Source organism: Halomonas binhaiensis, assembly GCF_008329985.2.
GTDB lineage: Bacteria > Pseudomonadota > Gammaproteobacteria > Pseudomonadales > Halomonadaceae > Halomonas > Halomonas binhaiensis.
The window spans coordinates 83,519-102,724 of record NZ_CP038437.2; the positions used below are offsets into that span (position 1 = coordinate 83,519).

General features: G+C 53.2%; 22 protein-coding genes. 6 read left to right on the forward strand and 16 right to left on the reverse strand.

Features of this window, described 5'->3' with window-relative positions; translation table 11 throughout:
* Positions 1–14 precede the first annotated feature (14 nt).
* From E4T21_RS00460 to E4T21_RS00475, 4 genes are all read left to right on the forward strand, one after another.
* Positions 15–614 carry a helix-turn-helix domain-containing protein gene (locus E4T21_RS00460; protein WP_240349411.1) on the forward strand — a complete coding sequence of 200 codons (600 nt, stop codon included), beginning with the start codon at positions 15–17 and terminating at the stop codon, positions 612–614.
* A gap of 86 nt (positions 615–700) precedes the next feature.
* The gene (locus E4T21_RS00465) at positions 701–1,540 is read left to right on the forward strand and encodes a hypothetical protein (protein ID WP_149282529.1); all 840 of its coding nucleotides are present in this window, start codon (positions 701–703) and stop codon (positions 1,538–1,540) included.
* A gap of 30 nt (positions 1,541–1,570) precedes the next feature.
* Positions 1,571–1,948, forward strand: a complete 378-nt coding sequence (locus E4T21_RS00470) for a S24/S26 family peptidase (RefSeq protein WP_149282531.1) — start codon at positions 1,571–1,573, stop codon at positions 1,946–1,948.
* Positions 1,949–1,991: 43 nt separating this feature from the next.
* A complete protein-coding gene (locus tag E4T21_RS00475; protein ID WP_149282533.1) occupies positions 1,992–2,537 on the forward strand; it encodes a hypothetical protein in 546 nt (181 codons plus the stop codon).
* Between the two features lie 150 nt (positions 2,538–2,687).
* On the opposite strand, the gene E4T21_RS00480 is transcribed toward E4T21_RS00475, so the two are convergent.
* Positions 2,688–3,008 carry a PAAR domain-containing protein gene (locus E4T21_RS00480; protein WP_420827718.1) on the reverse strand — a complete coding sequence of 107 codons (321 nt, stop codon included), beginning with the start codon at positions 3,006–3,008 and terminating at the stop codon, positions 2,688–2,690.
* Positions 3,009–3,175: 167 nt separating this feature from the next.
* Here E4T21_RS00480 and E4T21_RS00485 point away from each other — a divergent pair, with 167 nt between their 5' ends.
* The gene (locus E4T21_RS00485; RefSeq protein ID WP_149282537.1) at positions 3,176–4,399 is read left to right on the forward strand and encodes a PAAR domain-containing protein; all 1,224 of its coding nucleotides are present in this window, start codon (positions 3,176–3,178) and stop codon (positions 4,397–4,399) included.
* A 375-nt stretch (positions 4,400–4,774) separates the two neighbouring features.
* On the opposite strand, the gene E4T21_RS00490 is transcribed toward E4T21_RS00485, so the two are convergent.
* Positions 4,775–6,025, reverse strand: a complete 1,251-nt coding sequence (locus E4T21_RS00490) for a Y-family DNA polymerase (RefSeq protein ID WP_149282539.1) — start codon at positions 6,023–6,025, stop codon at positions 4,775–4,777.
* On the reverse strand, positions 6,009–6,443 hold the full coding sequence (locus E4T21_RS00495) for a LexA family protein (protein ID WP_149282541.1): 435 nt from the start codon (positions 6,441–6,443) through the stop codon (positions 6,009–6,011). The genes E4T21_RS00490 and E4T21_RS00495 overlap by 17 nt, the downstream gene beginning before the upstream one ends.
* A gap of 33 nt (positions 6,444–6,476) precedes the next feature.
* On the opposite strand from E4T21_RS00495, the gene E4T21_RS00500 reads away from it, so the two are divergent.
* Entirely contained in the window at positions 6,477–7,139 is a 663-nt protein-coding gene (locus tag E4T21_RS00500) for an SOS response-associated peptidase (RefSeq protein ID WP_149282543.1), read from the forward strand.
* A 5-nt stretch (positions 7,140–7,144) separates the two neighbouring features.
* Here the strand turns inward: E4T21_RS00500 and E4T21_RS00505 are convergent, their stop codons facing one another.
* The 13 genes from E4T21_RS00505 to E4T21_RS00565 form a co-directional block, all read right to left on the reverse strand.
* Positions 7,145–8,158, reverse strand: a complete 1,014-nt coding sequence (locus E4T21_RS00505) for a phage late control D family protein (RefSeq protein ID WP_149282545.1) — start codon at positions 8,156–8,158, stop codon at positions 7,145–7,147.
* Positions 8,155–8,598, reverse strand: coding sequence for a phage tail protein (locus tag E4T21_RS00510; protein ID WP_149282547.1), 444 nt, complete (start codon positions 8,596–8,598; stop codon positions 8,155–8,157). The genes E4T21_RS00505 and E4T21_RS00510 overlap by 4 nt, the downstream gene beginning before the upstream one ends.
* Positions 8,599–8,613: 15 nt before the next feature.
* Positions 8,614–11,289, reverse strand: a complete 2,676-nt coding sequence (locus E4T21_RS00515; protein ID WP_149282549.1) for a phage tail tape measure protein — start codon at positions 11,287–11,289, stop codon at positions 8,614–8,616.
* 38 nt (positions 11,290–11,327) lie between these two features.
* Positions 11,328–11,486 (reverse strand): GpE family phage tail protein, encoded by a 159-nt coding sequence (locus tag E4T21_RS00520; RefSeq protein ID WP_275898214.1) that lies wholly within the window; start codon positions 11,484–11,486, stop codon positions 11,328–11,330.
* 2 nt (positions 11,487–11,488) lie between these two features.
* Positions 11,489–11,809, reverse strand: a complete 321-nt coding sequence (locus E4T21_RS00525; RefSeq protein ID WP_240349243.1) for a phage tail assembly protein — start codon at positions 11,807–11,809, stop codon at positions 11,489–11,491.
* Between the two features lie 56 nt (positions 11,810–11,865).
* Positions 11,866–12,375 carry a phage major tail tube protein gene (locus E4T21_RS00530; RefSeq protein ID WP_149282553.1) on the reverse strand — a complete coding sequence of 170 codons (510 nt, stop codon included), beginning with the start codon at positions 12,373–12,375 and terminating at the stop codon, positions 11,866–11,868.
* A gap of 18 nt (positions 12,376–12,393) precedes the next feature.
* Positions 12,394–13,902, reverse strand: a complete 1,509-nt coding sequence (locus E4T21_RS00535) for a phage tail sheath protein (protein ID WP_149282555.1) — start codon at positions 13,900–13,902, stop codon at positions 12,394–12,396.
* Positions 13,903–14,072: 170 nt separating this feature from the next.
* Positions 14,073–15,266, reverse strand: a complete 1,194-nt coding sequence (locus E4T21_RS00540; protein WP_187775069.1) for an acyltransferase family protein — start codon at positions 15,264–15,266, stop codon at positions 14,073–14,075.
* 84 nt (positions 15,267–15,350) lie between these two features.
* Positions 15,351–15,905 carry a DUF4376 domain-containing protein gene (locus E4T21_RS00545; RefSeq protein ID WP_149282560.1) on the reverse strand — a complete coding sequence of 185 codons (555 nt, stop codon included), beginning with the start codon at positions 15,903–15,905 and terminating at the stop codon, positions 15,351–15,353.
* Positions 15,905–17,452, reverse strand: a complete 1,548-nt coding sequence (locus E4T21_RS00550; protein WP_149282562.1) for a phage tail-collar fiber domain-containing protein — start codon at positions 17,450–17,452, stop codon at positions 15,905–15,907. The genes E4T21_RS00545 and E4T21_RS00550 overlap by 1 nt, the downstream gene beginning before the upstream one ends.
* Position 17,453: 1 nt before the next feature.
* Positions 17,454–17,990: a phage tail protein I gene (locus E4T21_RS00555; RefSeq protein ID WP_149282564.1), complete on the reverse strand. Its 537-nt coding sequence runs from the start codon at positions 17,988–17,990 to the stop codon at positions 17,454–17,456.
* Positions 17,983–18,873, reverse strand: coding sequence for a baseplate assembly protein (locus E4T21_RS00560; protein WP_149282565.1), 891 nt, complete (start codon positions 18,871–18,873; stop codon positions 17,983–17,985). Before E4T21_RS00560 ends, E4T21_RS00555 begins: the two co-directional genes overlap by 8 nt.
* Complete coding sequence (locus E4T21_RS00565) at positions 18,870–19,205, reverse strand: GPW/gp25 family protein (protein ID WP_149282567.1); 336 nt, start codon at positions 19,203–19,205, stop codon at positions 18,870–18,872. Before E4T21_RS00565 ends, E4T21_RS00560 begins: the two co-directional genes overlap by 4 nt.
* Between the last annotated feature and the right edge of the window lies 1 nt (position 19,206).

A 19,206-nucleotide genomic window follows, 5' to 3' on the forward strand; every position in this document is an offset into this window, starting at 1 on the left:
TGCAACGTTTGTTCATGCTCATTTGTTCCTATGTGCTCAAAACATATTGCACGTTTGTGCATATGTCAAAACTTTTTGGGGTTCGCGTGTCATTTCATGAACGACTGAAAGCCGAGCGCCTCCGCATGCAGCTCTCGCAGGAGAAGTTCGCGCAGCTTGCAGGAGTGTCTAACCGCTCGCAGGCGAACTACGAAAGCGGTGATAGAAAGCCGCAGATCGACTACATCGAAGCCCTTGCAGATGCCGGTGTGGATACGCTTTATCTGATGACTGGGCGCAAAGAAGCAGCAGCTCCGGATGCTGCTTCATTGGGGGGCAGCGGAATGTTGGCGAGCAGGAGAACATCGAGAACCTTGTTTTCGTTTGACCGCACAAGGTCTAGACCCTGCCCATGTTCGACAGGTTGCGGCAGCAGGAATCGAGGTGATGGTCTGGGTGTTGGTGAGCAGGCCGACCAGATCGTCATCAGAGCGAGCGACGCGGGTCGCGCAGGTGGTGCCTGGATGCTTCTCAGCGACAACAGCCACTATCAGCCAGAAATGATTCCACCTGAGAAAATGTCTTCTGTGGAGCTTCTTGGTCGCTGCGTAGTAAAAATTGGCAGGATCGCATAACAGCATAATCACGAACCTGCATAACTGGTGATGTGATTATGTTCAAAAACAGGCCCCGCTAGAGGGCCAAAGTCGTAGGGAACACTATGAAAGAACTAATGTTGGTTTCGCTTTTCTTTGTGGGACTCGTCATTGCTTGGCGGTTCGTCAACAACAAGCTCAAGCACAAGGGGAGAGGCTTCCTGGTACGCCACTTTTCTGGGTCCATAGCAGGCACCATTTTCGGCTTTTTTATATTTATTATTGCCTTTGCTATTTTTGGCCCGGAACCTGACTCTAGTGAAGTGAAAACTGCATCTACGAATGATGTTGAAGTACAGGAAGCTGATCAACCAAATATAGCTTCACTTTATACTATTTTGAGCGATAAGGTTCAGCGACCATATAAAAGAACTGTCGAAGTTAAACTTCATCAAAGAGTAGATGAACCAACTCTTGAGTTAATCGGAAAGACCATTAAATCAAATGGTGATCAGGGAGTTGATCGCACTTTCATTGGTTATCGGCTTGATGGCCAAAATCCGGGATCTTCTTATTGGGGAACAACACACTATAACCCTGACTTAAATGTAAGCATCTCAGGCTTGAATCCAGATGAGTTTGATGCTCTTCAGCGCTATGATACATCTGATAAATACGAAAATATTTTAGGATCATGGGTCATTGAGAGAGGCTTCAATTATCTGGCGGTAGCTTATAAGAAGGATGGAAACTATTACATCGATGATGTTTTTCCCGGTGAAGGAGTAAATACCACCTCTTATGGTGCATCAGAACTCGATGATGGAACTCTTCGCCTCCAAAAACACGATGATGAGTTCGGTGAGTATTTCGTCATAGACAAAACTGGGAGCCTTCAATTCTGGAGTGAAAATGGAAACTATTTCACTGCAAAACCCAGAAATCCCAATGAATCGAAGTCTTGAGTAGTCAAAGATTCTGTATTGAGAAGGCTCATGTTAGTTACATATCTTGGCCCGGTAGTACCGGGCCTTACCGATCCATATGTTTTGTCGCTTGGGGTACGAGATATTCCCCTCAGTTGCTATCTGGTGGAAGTCTCAGATGAAGCTGGAGTTGAAGGAAAAATTCAGGAAAGCGACGTGCTGGTAGTAGACGAAGCACGAGCATTACAGCATGGCGATCTGGCTTTGATGGACATTGAAGGCCAGCTTCGCCTCTTCCATTGCCATCGTATCGGTGGATCTTTTCGCATGATACCTGCTGGCGGTGGTCAAGGTGTTTTCGCCAAGCAGAATGATTGTCGTGGAGTAGTGATAGGCCACCACCGCTCAACAAGAATAACTCCCTCTATCACTAATACCGTCTCCTAATGTGAGGCGGATTTTTATTCCCTGGAAGAAAGGTATTGCAAGGATGCAAAAAGAAATTTGGTTGAAACGCATTGCAGGTGCACTTCTGGTGGCTTTGACAGGATACTGGCTGATATTGTCTGTTTTGTTTGGAGCATGGTCTCTGTTTAATCTTGGAGCCACTTTTGTGGATAGGGGTATTGCAAATGCTATTGCAAAGCTTTATGAGCTTGTGCCTTTTACCCCTTTGTTTGACCCCCTGATAATCCCATTGAACCTGCATCGTATTTTTTCTGTGGATAATATTTATCCATTGGTTGTGTATTTGGCTTTTCTCTTCGGGTTACGCCTTATTGGTTTAGCTAATAATCTTGCATATAGAGCAAAAAAATCAAGGGAAAATGGAGGTCATGGAGAGCAACATATAACATGGATAAATTCTTCTTCTAGAAATGATGCCTCTAGATCTTCAGAAAACCATCGGGCCAAGAGAAGGGGCATTAAATGGGCCTATATTGTGCCAGCAGCTATTGTCATCACAGGAATGGCTTGGGATGTGATCTCAGGTGTGCTTTCAACACTGCTTTCTAACTATCTCGGCATAGGATGAAGTGATATCTTTTAAATAGGTTATTAACTATAAAAGCGGTGAGAAGACAACACAATGGGGTGGCTCAGGCCATTGTGTTGTCTTCTCGATTACTTGAGTTTCTATTGCACGTACCTTAGCTAAATGGCGTCTTGGACTGCGAGAAATATCCTATTTCTCAACAACCCGAACTATCCCACCACATGATGTCAGGCTTCCATCCACTGCCACACCAGTCCCATCAATTCCTATCTCGTTTGAGCCTGACTTGATGATTGCCCCGCAGGAGGTCTTGTCACCTATCCTTGCAATGCTATTCTTCTCGCCATTTTTCTCGACCCGCTCGACCACGTTGGTACCAGTTATGATGTGGTGTGGTCCATTAGTACAGTCACATTCAACCTTGTCGCCAACAAACGCTACACTCTTGCCATCGATTTTCATATCGCCACTCCTTGGTTGGTCTACTTGAACTGTAATCTGACCGACCAAGTCCTTGTCAACCGTAACGCAACAGCGTCCTCTCGATCTGACATCATTTGAGAAGTTTCTGATATTGCCTATTTTGCTTCAGTAGCAGGGACTCGGGAATTCTGTGGCGACAGACAAAGTGTTACTCTCAGAGATTCTTAGGGAGCAATTTTCCAAGGAGGGGGAGCATGTTTGATCCTGGAGATGGAATGATCTTTATTGGTGACGCTACTACTCATGGTGGTCGTGTCATCTCTGGTCAGCCGAACTACACCGTGAACGGTCTTGCGGCGGCAGTGGTTGGTGACATGGTAGCCTGCCCAAAAAAGGGACATGGGGTGTGTCCGATCATCGAGGGGCATCCAACTATCATCATCAATGGCAAGCAGGCGGCATTTCATGGGTGCCATACAGGTTGTGGAGCACAACTTATTGCCTCTCAGGCCTCTATGCACCACTTAGGCGGCGACGAAACTCCTACCCGTGCTCGAGCACTAACCAGTGCTCAGCAATATTCCCCACAGTCAGCTACTCCTGCGAGCTTTACACCTGAAGGGCGTTCGACAGATCAAAAAGGTATGTGGGTTCCTGTTGAAGCTGATTTTCCTGCTTTGATCTATCAAACACAGCGCAGGATGAATGATTCCTCTGCTCCTGACATGCTTTATAAGGATGAATCCAAAGAACAAATAGAGCAGTATGGGTTTGACCAACCGTTCAAACAGTCGGTTTATCACTCTTATCCCCAGGGATACACTATTCATGGTGAAGATCAGTTTTCTCTGCCTGTAGAAGAGCATTTTGATCGGATGAGAGGTTTGAAGAGTATCTTCTCCTGGAAAGGTGATACTCAAAATATATTTGGTGAGTTGGTTGATAAGTTTGAGTCTAACCAAGGTGGACACTATAAAAGTAGTTTGCTTAGTAGAGCTCTACGCCAAGACTCAACAACTAAAGAATTCCATTCATCTCTAACTAGCTTTATCAAAGACTACTTGAAAAATAATGCTTATATTCTAGATGAAACCATACTGTCTCAATCAGCACGCCATCTTTCAAGCTCTGAACATGCCGTTGGATTGCCGAAATTTAATATTTCCAACAATATGGCAAACAATTTGATAAATGGAACTGTTGTTTCAGTCCATGATATTTGGGCATTGGAAGTCTATGCTGATAGCCTTGAAAGACATACAGAAACTGGCCAAATCCGAGGTAGTCTACGATATGTAGCCCAAGACCACTTTGGCCTAGACCGGCCAGATATTGACCACCCAAGCTTTAGCTCTATTAATAAATATGAGTTGTTAGAAGGCTTCAGGTCTTGGTACTTGCTTCAACACTATGTAGGATATGGCTATAAGCCTGTCTTTACTGATATGGAATTCACCCTGGATATAGTAGAGGATTAATTGTGGCTGTATATTTCATGTTTGGTGGATTCATGGTAGCTCTGATCACTGCCATCATATATTTCGTTTTGTATATTTTTGCCAGAGCTGCGAAAATTAGTAAAGAGCATATCGAGAAAGCGTTCTTGATATATCCCCTTTTATGGTTTTTCTATACTTGGATTAACGCATTATGGGGAGTCAATATTTATTCGGGTAATTCCGAGTCAGTGCATACGGTCCTTGCCAACTTGTTTATTTTTGGCACCCCAACATATTTCCTTATTGGCTCTATCTATACATACATACGCAAGTTATGGAAATTTTTTGTTGCTTATATGGTTCTAGGGGGAGGGCTTATGTTGACTTGGTTCATAAATGCCTTTTTCTAAACACCTAAATCACAACGGGCAGGCCTCTCCAGCTCGTTGTGTACTCAGGCGAACGGAATTGCTGCCGCATGTACCATGGCTGTGTGACGCCCTGGGCGGCGAGATACACCGCCTGCTTGCCATGCCGTTTTTTGATCGCATCCAGTGCGGCCATCAACTTGTCAGATTTCAATGACTGGCCGGGTTCGAGCATATCGAACTGATGGTATCGCCGGTCCAGCACTTCGATCATCCCTACCCCGGCTTTCATGAACTGATGGCCAGGCCGATACAGTTCTGCTACTGCCTTCCGCGCGGTACTTGCGACAAGCCGCACGTCATCTGTGGGGTAAGGCAATTGTGCAACGGTGCTGGCACTGTAGAAGCCGGGTTCAAATGGTGAAGTATGCAAGAACACATGCAGTGTGGTGACCAGACCATTCTGTGCCCGTAGCTTGTCGATGGCGCGGGAAGCATACAGCGCCACTGCCTCTTGAATTGGTTCCAGGGTGTCCAAACGCTTACCGAATCCCCGGGTGCAATAGATCTGTTTCTTTGCTGGTGGTACGTCCTCCAAGGCGAGGCACGGACGCCCGTTGAGTTCCTCTATTGTGCGTTCCAGGTTGATGCTACTTGCCCGCCTGACCACCTTGGCATTCGCTGTGGCCAAATCCCATGCAGTGTAAATGTTCAGTTCTTCGAGGCGCCTGGCCAGGCGTTTTGCTATCCCCCAAATCCCCGTCACCGGGGTGCGCTTCAATAGCCATTCCCACTTGTGGGGCTCATCGAGCACACAAACGCCATTGCACTTGGGAATCTTTTTTGCCGCACGGTTAGCCAATTTCGCTAACGTCTTGCTGGGTGCAATACCTACCCCCACCGGCATTCTGACGTGCTTCCATACGCGGTCCTTGATCTCCCTGCCCAGTATCGGGAAGTCCACTTGCATGCCGGCCAGGTCGAGGAACATCTCGTCGATGCTGTAGACCTCAATTCTTGGGCTGAATGTCTGCAACGTGGTCATTACGCGGTCGGAAATATCACCGTACAGCGGATAGTTAGACGAGAAGATGGCCACGTTGTGCTGGCGTAACAGGCGCTCGATCTTGAAGAAGGGTTCAAGGTCCGGAATGCCTAACGCCTTGGCCTCCTTCGACCTGGCCACGACGAAACCATCATTGTTCGAGAGCACCACCACGGGCCTGCCGCGTAGATCGGGCCGAAAGATCTGCTCGCAACTCGCATAAAACGAGTTGCAGTCAACGAGGGCGAGCACGGAAAAGCCTAATCGAACTGATGACCGTCCCTTCTACTTCGAAACAGGCACCCTCAGAAATGACGATGGGCGGGTAATCCTGGTGGGCTGCGATCAGCCGCCGGCGCGGAATATCCAGAATCTTGCATGTCAGCTCGCCGTTCAGGCTGGCCAACACCACATCTCCGTCCCGCGCATCCTCTGCGCGGTCTACGATAAGTAAATCTCCGTCGAAGATGCCGACACCTTCCATGGACTCGCCTTGTACCCAGCAATAGAACGTCGCTTCCTTGTGGTGGATCAGGTACTCATTGAGGTCAAGACGGCGGTCCATGTAGTCGTCTGCCGGGCTGGGGAAACCAGCACGGACGCGGGCCAGAAAGCATGGGGCAGCGAAGGCGCTTTCAACCTCGCTACGTGATACGAGGGTAACGGACATTCTCTAAGCCTGGATATATATACAGGTAAAAGTATGTGTACCAATTACGTCTTGGTCAAGACAAGTGGCGCTACGCAGCTAGCTGAAAGGCTAGGTGTGAGTCATAACGATTTGATCTACGGAACAAACTTCAAACCCGGAAGTTTGATCAGCATCGTTACTGGGTCCGATGGTGGCCACGTCGTGCGGCCTGCTATCTGGTGGCTGTACTTGCAGCAGACAGCAGAGGGCTTGAAGCCCCATAAGGACTTCTTCTCGGTCAATACCAACTATCGGAAAGTGCCCAAGAAACCGGAATACCGCCAAAGCCGCTGCATCATTCCGGCCACAGCGTTCGTGGAGAGCCAGGACGGCAAGAAGCCCCACTTGCTCAAACCGGCGGACGGCAGTGCCATCGCCTTTGGCGGGCTGTACAAGGAGTGGGTCGACAAGGTAACCGGTGAACTGGTCTATTCCGCGTCAATCATCACCCTGGCGGGTATTAATCCCCTGAAGGACATTCACCGCAAGTCGATGCCGCTATGGCTGCCTGAAGATGCCTACGAGGACTGGCTGTCGCCAGCAATCATCGATACATCGAGGCTGGATTACTTGCTGGAACCCGCCTTGCGTTGCGACCTGATGGCAACCCCCATTGACCGGACATACAGCAAAGTACCGGCCGGAGAGGCATTTCTCATTCCCAGTCAGTTCTGACAAGGTCAACCCTTCACTTCCATAGTCAGCGCTGTGGTGTAGGCACTGTCATTCAGTGTGTGCACTACTTCGGTGATCAGCCAACGGGTCTCGTCGATCTGCCGTTTCCACCCCTGCAACTGCACAGGCGTCTCGGGATAGAGATCTGGCCGCCCTTCAGCTAGATCCAGGGTGAACTCAGCACCGCCACGTTGGAGCCGTTGCCACTCTGCACGGGCAGCCGCAAGCGCATCCTCCTCGCTGGCATAGGTCGGACGCAGGCTTTTCAGGTTCTCGGTCTCTCCGGCGATCACTATCTTGCGTTCGGCACCTGCAGTGTCATTCCAGAATGCCTTCACTCCGGTATACGCATCACGATCGGAGACGGTATAGCGATGCGTGTCACCCACCTGGCGATAGAGCCGAATCGGTGGGATCTCGGTTCCGCCTGCCGTAGTGGCCTGTCCAGCAGGGATAAACAGCAAGTTGCCAGCTTTGATGGTAGCCACAGCATCGTAGCGCTCGGCCAGGCGCGTCAGAAAATGCAGGTCACTCTCGTCAGTCTGGTCGATGTGCCCCACCCGGATCCCGGCTAGGTCCATCAATACTTTGGGGTCGAGGTCATGGCGCTCTGCAATCGTGGAGATGATGTCGCGCACAGTGATGTCGTCCCAGCTCTGCGTGCGCTTGCCGGGGAGATCCTGACGCATGTCAGCAGAACGTGCGCGGATAGTGAGGGTGTCTGGAGCCCCAGAGTGCTCGATCTCATCGACGATATAAGTGCCTCGATCCACCAGACCATCTCCTTTCCAGCCCAGCGCTAATCGCAGCTCTGCACCGCGAGAGGGAAGGTCGAGACGTCCATCATGGTCCTCGAGCTCGATGTCCAACTGGTCGGCCTCAAGGCCACGGCGGTCGGTCAGACGCAAAGACTGCAAGCGGGAACCGAATTCCGGGCTGATGCGCTGGCCAGCCAGGGATATATCATAACTGGGCACTCTGGCTGGGCGGCCTTGCTGCTGGAGAAACCATGCCGTCATGCCAGGGCTCCAGTCAGTGCGCGGGCCGTTACGTTGCCGAGGCGGCTGATGGCATCACCGCTATCCTCATCAATGCGCTGTAGAGTCAGGTCGAACTCAATCTTCTGAGCGCTACCATCCCGCATATGGTGGCTCTTGCTTTCGTTCATACTTTCGATGATGAACAGGCCGTAGTAGCTGCCATTGCCCTCGATCAATGGCCAAGCTGCTCCCTGGCTGGCCATCTCTCGCAAATAGTCCAGGTTCTGCTGACCACCGGTGAAATGGGGCAGCAAGGTTCCTGTGAGCGTGATGGTGTCATCTGCAGGTCCGAGGAATTGCCGAGCAGGCCGCCTGCCAATTCGGCTCTGCGGTGCATGTCGCCAGGACGTTCGGCGTTGAAGCTCTCGATAACTGGCGGTACTCAGCCCGAACACGAACAAGCCATAGGCCATCATCATAAGTGAAGCTCCTGATCAGTCGATATCGTGAAAGGCACTGCGTCGACGTGCAGATTGCTCTCGGGCAGCTCGGTCCAGGGCGCGCTGAACTTCGGCGGCAACATAGCGGGCGAGGGCTTGCTCGTCCATGCCTGGCGCGGCATAGACATTGATGTCGCCAATGCTGATGGTCACGTCGCCATTGATGCCGGCAGACAGTGGTGGCCGGTGGTCGATAGGCACGTTTGCTATCGAGGCGGTGTCCAGCACTCCGGCGGTGGCCGTCGTGATCCCCAATGCCCCAAGGACAATTCCGGCACCTGCCTGAGTCATGCGCTTGGCAAAGGCGGCAATCTCATCGAGTGGTCCGCGCTCACTGCGTTGGATGCCTTGCTGGTAGCCATCCATGGTGTGGCCACCCAGTTCAGCGAACACACGCGAGGGCGAATGGATGCCCAAGGCGCTCTTGAACCAGCCAACGACGGCATCAGCCGTATTGCCGATGGATTCTTTCAGAGACTGCCAGCGTTCCTTTATGCCGTTGACCAGACCTTCGATGAGGTTGGTACCAAACTCAGCGAATACACGGCTAGGGCTATTGATACCGAGCTTCTCTTTGAACCAGGTGATAACACTCTGCCCCATCTCGCTGATTGACTCTCCGAGAGGAGCCAACTTGGCGGTGATTCCGCCGATCAATCCATCAATGATGGCACCACCCAGCGTGCGCATGTTCTCGGGAATGTTCACCCCCAGCATCTCTAATCCTGCGCTGATGCCTCGCCACAGTAGCCCGAGGGGCGACCAATCCATGATCAGGCGTGAAACCCCTCCAATGCCCTCCTGAAAGGCAGCTTTGACTTGCTCCCACCGATCTCCGAACCACCTGGCGATAGCATCCCAATTGCGATACACCAGGTACGCTACACCTGCCAGGGCAGTGGCAGCCGCGACGATGCCCATGATGGTCAGGCTGGCAGGGTTCAATGAAAGCAAGGTAAGGGCATATCGCACCATGGCGATGGGGCCGAGAATCGAGCCGAGCATAACCATCAGGCTGCCGCCAGCCGCTACCAGGGTAGCAAGGCCTGCAGCCACCACAGCCAGCTGACCGGTGAGTCGAGGGTTTTCTTTCATCCAGTTGCCAACAGCTCGAGTAATTGCGGTGACGTTCTGGACCAGGTCACGCAATGGACCTTCGTTGGTATCAGTGATGGTGATGCCGATTTCTTCCCAGGCACTACCCAGCCCTTGCAGATCGCCTTGGATGTTGTCTGCCATGGTCTTGGCTACCCGGGCGTTCTCGCCAGCGGCATTCTCGAGTATCTCCACAAACTTCTCGATACCTGCAGACCCCTGCTGGGCGATGAGTTCCGCCATACCGGCACCGGGCTCCTCGCCAAAAATATCTTTCAGATAAGCGGCTCGGTCGGCATTACCCATGTTCTCGGTTGCCCTGGCCACGTCAGCAAGGATCTTAGGCACCTGGCGTAGATTGCCATCGGCATCCTTGGCATCAACGCCCAGTTCCCTGAGGGCACCAGCGGCACTGCTCGTTGGTGCGGCAAGGCGTGTCATCATCGCGCGCAAAGTCGTACCGGCCTGACTGCCCTGAATACCCACATTCCCCAATAGGCCTGTCATGGCGGCGGCTTCTTCTATCGAGACCCCCATCGCTCGAGCCTGTGGTGCAACGTACTTCATCGACTCACCCAGCATCTCGAGATTCACGTTGGCTCGAGTGGTGGTCGCGGTCAACACATCACCGACACGCCCCATTTGCGCGGGATCCAGCCCGAAGCCAGACAAGATGTTCGAGGAGATATCTGCGGTGCGCCCCAGGTCGGTGCCATTGGCCTTGGCCAAGTTCAGCATGTCAGGCATGGCTGCCATGATCGCCTTGGGATCGAAACCCGCCATGGCCAGGAAGCCTTGGGCATCGGCAGCTTGGGTGGCACTGAATGATGTGCTCGATCCCAGCTCACGCGCCTGACTGCGCAAGCCTTCCATCAACGGATCATCTTTGCTCAGGCGGGTGAGTGCTTGAACACGCGACATGGCCGCACCATAGTCGACGCCCGGAGCCAACATTCGAGCGCCCCCGTAGAGCGCTGCGCCGCCAGTGGCAAGTCCAGCAGCACCGGCCCCCGAAACGCGACCGGCATGCGAGATGCCCCGCTGATACCGTCGAGAAGCTTCTGCCGCCAAGCGCTGTTTGCGGGCGATTTCTCCCAAGTGGCGCTGTTGCTTCTGCATCTCCTGGTTGGCTTGTTGGATCCGGCGCTGCAACTCACGTTGCTGGTCACCGAGCTTACCCGTCACACCGTCGACCCGAGTCATGCTGCTACGTAGTTGCTGGAGCTTCCGCTGTTCATTCCCGTACTGCTGGCTGAGTCGGCGTGCCTGACGAATGGCTTCATCTCGCTTGCGCGTCAGTGCAGTGGTATCTCCCTCGGCATTCTTGATCTGCCGAGATAGGTCTCGGATCTCCTGCTGCTGATCCTTGAGGGCGCGGCTTGAGGTATCGGCCTGTCGCTTGAGGTTACGGAAACCGCGCAGATCTTTCTGGGCACGTTCAAGGTGGCGCAACTGGTCGCGGCTGGCCTTGAGAGCTTCAGCGGTTTTGCCACTGCCCTGGGTGATTTTCTTCAGGGGGCGGGTGGCCCGATCCACTGTATCCAGGATGACTTGTAGACTGAGCTTGTTGGCCATCTGGATTCCTTACCGTGGCGGAGTGGATCAGGTCGGGTTCACTTGCGGGGTTTGGGAGAGGGCTTGGGTTCGTAGCGAAGGCGGGCTCGCTCTCTCCACGCCATGAGCTCGGCAAGTTCCATGTCGTCCATTTCCATGGGACCCCAGTGGAACACCATGGCCAGGTCGGCCATGGCGTCATCCACGCTTTCGGACAATGCTACTCGTTGCCCTCGAGCATCTTCTTCGGTAGCAAAAAACCAGCAACGGTGCCTCCCAGTTGCACGAGGTCGGCAGGATCCAGCCCCCGGATATCGGCTTCGGTCAGGGCGGGCTCGGTGATACGTGGTAGTACCTTGGTCAACGCGCTGACGTCCATCTGCAGGATGTCCGTCAGAGCTACACCACGCAGCGCACCAGACTTCGGTTTGCGCACCTGGATTTCGCGGATGGTGGTTTTGCCACGGGCAATCGGCTCGTCCAACTCGACGGTCTCGAAGGTCGCTTTGGGCTTCTGTTCGGTTGTGGTGTTGTCTTCCACAGTCATTCTCCTGATGGCTCAGCTTTCCCCTGGTGGGGACTAATCGGGGTAGTGAATCAGAGGCCCAGTGCCTGGCGGCGCTCGGCGAGGCGGTCGGTACCGTCGACGATGAACACATAGCCGGGTTTGTCGATCTCGATCTTTACCTGGCCATTGATCGTCAGCTTGTAGTAGCTGCAGGTGGTCGTGACGGACTGGGTATTGGCATCACCCTTCGAGGCTTCACCCATGCCAATGGTCTTGTGGCGGCCGCGCACGACGATCTCGACAGGCACCACCTCGCCGTCCTCGTCGCTCTCGTAGCTACCGACAAAACGCAACATGGCGGTGTCGTGGATGGGGCTGCCGTAACTACCAAAGATCTCGGGCAGCAACCCCCCCGGAGACCATTCGAACTCAATGTTTTCCTGGCCGAGATCAATCTCGACAGGGCCATCCATGCCGCCGCCTTCGTACTCGACCATACGGCGAGTGAGCTCGGGCAAGGTGAGTGTCGGGATCAGGCCCTGCCAGTTGTGGCCGTCACCGAACAGGTTGTAATCCTTGAGGATGCGCGGAAGTGCCATAGTTCAGTCTCCTAGGGATCAGGCGGCGGCAACGCGGTCGGCGAAGTCCAGCAGGTAACGATCGGTGATGCGCTGCTGGAGCATCAGGTTTTCGAGAGGTGGCACCGGGGTGTAGTCGTAATCGATGTATAACTTGCCAGCCTTCAACACCTCGGGGCTGTTGAGCTCGGGATCGAACCAGGCGACACCGCCGAGGATGTAACCTTGACGGGTGAGCTCGCGAAACTTTGCGTTGATACCCTCGACAATGTCTTTGACCAGGGACGGATGCATCGGCAGATCGACTGCCCAGAGGTGCGCTTCGGCAATGGTGTCAGCCAGCACCTGCGCTGTGCGGGTGTAGTTCTCAAAGGCAAACAGCGGATCGATAGTGCAGGTGCGGGAGCCCCAGAACCGGAAGCCGCCGCGATTGATCAAGGTGGTAACTTCGTGGCTATTCAGGTAACCCGCATCGGTGGCTGGATCCTGCAGATCCCAGAACACATCGGCAGAGATGCCGGTGACGCCATTGACTGGTTGGTTGGACAAGGTCTTGTGCCAGCCAATCTCGTTGTCGAGCTTCGCACGCATGCCGAGTGCGCGAGCCACGGCAGACAGGTTGCGCGTGGTGCTGGTAGCAGTGTCCCAGCCGGTGAAGTCCGGCCAGATCACCATCACTTCGCGAGCCCCGAAGTTTTCGCGATACATGGCCGCTTCTTCTTTGGTCGCGCTACCACCAGCACTGGCATAGACAAAAGCACGCAGCTTCTGAGCAATCCCGATCAGTTCGCTGACCACATCGGCATCATCCAGCTCAGGAACGCCGAGGATGCGAGGTTTGACCCCGAATCGCTGCTCAGCCGCGAGCAATGCTTGCATGCCGGTTTTCTTGCCATTGGCACTGGTGCCGCCGATGACATTGGTCTTGGTTTCATCGTCGGTATCACCTTCAGCGACGCGCACCACAACCACCATGGCTTTCGTCTGGTCGGCGATGGCATCCAGTGCACGGGCCAGTGTGCCCTCGATACCAGCTTTTCCAGCAGCACCACGTGGGTCTGTGATGAGTACCGGAGTATCAAGTGGGAAAACCTCGTCCAGGCCACCAGACAGGTACTGATATTCCACTGCGGACAGGATGCCTGTTCCGACACCATCAACGACGGCATTGACCAAAGCAGAGGCGTTCTGATCTCCATTTGTGGCGGTAACGACATCTTCTGCAGTGCTGGTGATGTTTCCGTCAACATCGGTTTCCAGGCTGATGGTGATATCTGTTCCGGTTGTGCTTACGGTTAGAGCAGATGAGGCAGTACCTGGGTCGACATATCGTACTCGAATGGCATTGCCATCCGTTCCAGGTGTCGTTGCGGTGAAGTTGATACTGGTATTGGCAGCGGCAAAGCCGATGTTCAATGAGGCGATAACACCGGAAACGGCACCAGGAGCAGTTGCCACTAGACCGATGACTGACGTGGAGATGGTGCGAATCGGTCGAGTGCCTTCGTTGATTTCTACGACGCGGACGCCGTGATGGTAATCGCTCATGAAATGGGCTCCTGCAGGGCGTGTAACTAGCGATAGCATGCGTGAGGACATGCTTGCCTATTCGACGACAGGGGCGCGAGCAGTGGCGGTTGTAGATTGGCGTTTTACAACATGCGGCAACGCCAACAACGAGGCAGCCCGCCGAGTGGCGGGCTGGAGGGGCAGGGATATTACAATGTGGCGGATGATCGCCGAGCGTACCAGGTAACTGGCTGCTTTTTACCTATTTGAATGAAAGGTCGTTCTACATACAAATAAAGAGCTGTGCTGAAACCGATAACTGCCAATAGAGCTGATGCAGATGGAATTAAATAACCAGAGTTCTTGACAATAAAACCATTGATTACCGTCAGTACCAGTCCATGACATAGATATATGCTGTAGCTGATAATTCCAAGGAATCGCATCGCCATAGATGAAAAGATGGCTTTCATGGCACCGCATTCTACAACTGCAAAGAAAAACAGAAATGTAACAACTTCGGCTTTTAATTTATATACATCGCCAAATCTTACCAAAGAGTAAGTGAACGCAAGAATAGCAACAGTAGTTGCAGCTAACCGAGGGATCTGGCTCACTGCCCTAGAATTATAAACACTTAGGTGTGCAGCCAAAGCACCTAGTACAAAGCATGAAGCTATCGCCAGCTTATTATGTTCCATTAGGCCAAGTTTGTGTAGTGCAACCATCCCAGCTGCGGCCACAAAAAGAGAGACGCCAGATGATGCTTTTGACTTGGCGAACAGAGCCAGAAAAGGTAGTGTTAGATAGAACTTCCATTCAATAGCCAAGGTCCAGAAAACCCCAGCGACAATAGACCAGGATGCCGGATAGTTATTCACTGACGGCAAAGGTAAAAAACCAAACCCGAGCCACGCGATAAAGGATGAAGCGAATTTTGAATCTCCGCTTCCCTTGTAGACTACATGAAATATCGCGAAAACCATACATACTATAACTACGTATAGCGGTACTATTCTGAATATTCTGTTTCTATAAAACCCGGACCAGTCCATATTTTCTCTTTTCATAAGCACCATACGCCAAAATAGATAAGCGGTAATCATAAAAAACAATGAAACGCTAAAGCTTCCAAGGTGCCAGAGGTATTTTTCCAGCACTGTACCTGCTACCTCGGTAGAAGGTCCCCATGCTTGGTAGGTGTAAAGGTTGTAAGAGTAGACTGAGTGATGGAGAAACACACTTATGGCAGCAAATCCACGAACCCCATCCATTGATGAGTTTCGGCTCTTGTCTGAAAGCTCCTCTAGAAATACTGGCTTGAAGACTCTAGCCAGACCATACGACCAGGTGATGCATACGGCATATATCAGCATCATGCTGAGAATTAGGTTGTCTTCCATTATTTTCCCTAGCGTATTTTGTTCTGCGCGAGCGGAATCTACCCTCTGGTGATCCTTCATGCAATCCAATCACTGGACCCGGTGTCACCAGTTGATAGCTTTCGCCGCTTCGCGGTCATTTATCTCTTCGGCAGCTCTCAGCGCATCTTTCAGGTGCCACGACCTTTCCAGCAGATCTTGCTTGAATTGCTTGGCGGTATCAGTCAGGTCAATCATCTCATCCGGAGTCAGCTCATAGAGTCGATTCGACTTTGCTCGCAGCATGAAAGCGTGGCTGAGGTCTCCCACAGCTTTCAAGTCTCGTGCCTCAATGGCCAACCCCAATAAATTGCCTTCGTCTTCTGGGCGGGTCTGGACGATGTCTTCCGTTCCGTCTGGCATGGTGTAGGGCATACCCTCTGCCAAGGCTTCGGCTAGCTTCGTCTCAATTTCTCTATATTTCGCCTTTACGACATCATCGAAAGGTTCTTCATGTGGAGCGATTGGGTTGTCTGAATCAATGATGGCCTGGTAAATCGCAACACAGTGCTCGTGAGCATCATTAGGGCTTGCTGTGAATGGAATCCATCCAAATGAGGGGTGATGGATCTCACAGTCGATGGTGCCCGACTCGTTGTAGCGTGGATTTCTATACTCCATTAGCTAATCCTCAACCAAAGTGTTGCATCTCCACTGGAACCGTCATTAGCAGCAATCCCCATGCAGCGCCATGTTCCTGCAGGACTTCCCCCTAGAGTCATTCCAGTGACCTTCTCCCGAATGCCTGCCCATTGCAGGTTGGAACCGCTCAGCGTGTCTCCTGGAGAACTTGTCCCACCATTTCGACGACTGAGAAACCCATATGTCCCTACCCAGCCGATACCACCTCGGTTAGCAATTCTTTCACGTACCCAATCACCTTCTGGTGAGCCCTGCGATAAATGCTGGGCATAGACATTATTGTCACTGATGTGACGAGCAATAATTGCGCCGCTATTGATGGCTCTCCCCTGAATACCATTGGCCGCCATCTGCTCATGGGTCAGCGACCAAGGCTCTACTTTGCTGGGGGTTACTGCACCATCCTTGATCGCCCGAGATTCGATGGCATCAGCCGACATCTTCTGATTTGTGATCATCCAGTTCTGGAGTTTGTCCAGGCTCACCGAATAATCGGCGAGCATGTATGTCTGGACACCACTTCCAGGGATGGAAAGCGTTCTGTTACTGCTGAGGTTGCCCCCGCCAGTAAGCCCTGCTCCAGTAGAAATTGATCGTGTCTCGTCGACGATCTTTTTGCCGCCGATCGTCCAGCCAGTAGAGTCACCATTAAGTTCAGGTGCATCATGACTGACCGAAAAGCGGACTGCCTGGCCTACAGAACGAGCCTGCAATATGGGTGCATCAGTCTCTGATGACTTCTGTCTGAAGATGATGGTGTTCGTGGCCAGATCAAACTCGATGGCAATGATGCCGTTATCCAGCATCACGTACCGACCATCGTGATCTCCGCTGTTGCGATGGTCATTCATCGCCTTGGCCTGCAAGAGCGTGGTGGTGCTCGGTGATGTCCGGCTGTCGGTGCTTCCTTGCGTAGATGCTTCACTCAATCCCAGGTTTTCTCGAGCCTGGGTCTTGTTATCGAGATCAGACAGGTTGGCACTTTTTTCTAATCGGACTGCGGCAGCGTCGTATGCCTTCTTTGCGGCGAGTGCGGTGGCGGCAACACTCTCATCGGGATTGGTGACCGAACTGCTCAGCTTCACCACTCCTGCGACAGTCTTGCTCGCAGGTGGGTTGCTGAAGGTAACATCTCCAAAGGATAAGCTGGCGGCATCGAGGTCAGCTAGGACCACATCAATGGTTAGAAGGAGTGTCGATGGCGTTGCCTTCTCTATGATGGGGGCGATCTGTGAGTAGACCGCAAATAGAGTCCCATGCTCGGTGATCAGTCCGAACTCTCGGACAGTATAGTCATCATTGCTCTCATCCTTCGCGGTCACGCTGATGGTGTTAGCTGCCACGACTTCACCCGCGATGCTGGAGACGCGTTTTACTTCGCTATGCAAAGCGACCTGTGCTGGATCTGGGGGGTAGCCTGCGTCGCCCAGAGCAATGTGGGTGATGGTAACGGGAGCGGTTCCGGTGTTCTCGGCATTCGTGATCTCAGCACGGCCGGCATCGGTGATAGTGATCTTCAGTGCCATGTCATTCCTCGGTCTGAATACGGCGATAGATGACGGGGCGGGCTGCACCGTAGAGGCCGATGCCTCCCTCGGCGGAAACGCCAGCGATCAAGGTGAAGTGGCTGCGAACTGGCTTTACTCGAGTGACTTCCTGGACGATGTCTTCCTGCAGCTCAGCGCTGTTGGTCTCACTTCGCACGGTGAGCACCAATTCAAAGGTGTGCGGTATGCCGCGAGGAGTGGTTTGCCACCATTCCCGGATGGCCACCCCTGCACCGAACGACTCGACCACCCGGCGAACGGACTGGGCTGTGCCTCGGCGACGATGGATCTCTGCAGCCTGCCGGATGCGTTCGCGCTTGATGGCTTCGCTCCAGTATGGCTTCCATGCATCCAGTCCCATGGTCCATGCCAACCAGGGGAGCAGCTCCACCGGGCAGGTGTCAGGATTCCACAGATGACGCAGTGGGGTGGGAACATCCGAGATACGCGCCATGGCGTCGGCCATTGCACGTTCATGACCAGTGGCATTTGGCGGCAGCAGGCTAGGATCACTCATCGACACCTCCGTTGGTCAACGTGATGGCGGTGCAGTGGCTGGCCTGTTGGTCATTCGCGACGATGGTGCTGGTGGGGCTTGCCAGTTCGACCCGCTGAACGCCGCTGCGATGCAAAGCGGCATAGATGCCCGAGAGGGTGACATCGCGTCCCAGCCGGTGTTGCTCGGTTACATACGCCTCAGCGACTTTCTCCGCCTCTTCCATCACCACTTGGCTATCAGGCCCAGGCTGAAAGTAAATGGTGGCATTGATGGTATAGGGAAGGATCTCTGCGGGCTGCACGGTGACATGATCCGTCAGTGGACGGACCTCCTCGGCATTCACGGCGGCCTCGACAGCATCCAGCAATGCCTGGTCTGCTGTGCCATCCCCCTCTCTGGCAAGGACGGTCACAACGACGTCACCAGGCGTGGGGCTGGTAGCACTGGCATCGAGTACGCCACCATCGGCAGATAGTGCATGGTATCGGTAGGCACCTTCTGGACCGGCAGTGCTCAACCCCTGCAGCGACAACAGGATGCGTCGGCGGAAGTCGGGGTCATCTTCGAATTTCGGTAGCTCCGGCGGGACTGCCTCTGGATCACCGGATGAGATCTGCAACCGATCGACATTGAACAGAGCACCGAGGTTGTCTAAGTCTGCCTTTTCGGCATAGGCGAGCATCACCGCTCGCGCTGCTTCATTGACTCGCTGTCGGACGAGCATCTCCCGATAGGCGCTGACCTCCAGGATCTTATATGCCGGGTCTGACTCAGCAGGAACATCGAATTCAGGGAAGCGCACCTCGAGGTCGTCCAACAATTGCGAGAGGATGACTTCATAATCGATCTGCTCTACTACGTCCGGAGAGGGCAGTTGTGACAGGTCAATTGGGCTGGTCATAGTGGAATCTCCAGCGTCACCGGATCACCATCCACGGTCTGTCCTTCGATCTCCAGCGTGGCGGCACCATGTAGGTCAGTACTGACATGGCGGCGCACGGCAGTGACGCGAATCCGCGGCTCCCAACGAATCAAGGCCATGATGGTGGCTGAGTAGGCCTGCAGCAGGGTGGTGTCATTGAGAGGAGCATCAATCAACTCAGGCAGGAGTGAGCCGTAGTCGCGACGCATGACACGCGAGCCAATGGGTGTCATGAGAATGTCCCCCACACTTTGCCGAATGTGCTCGACCCCATCCAGTGACGTCCCGGTGGTGGCGTTCATTCCGGCCATG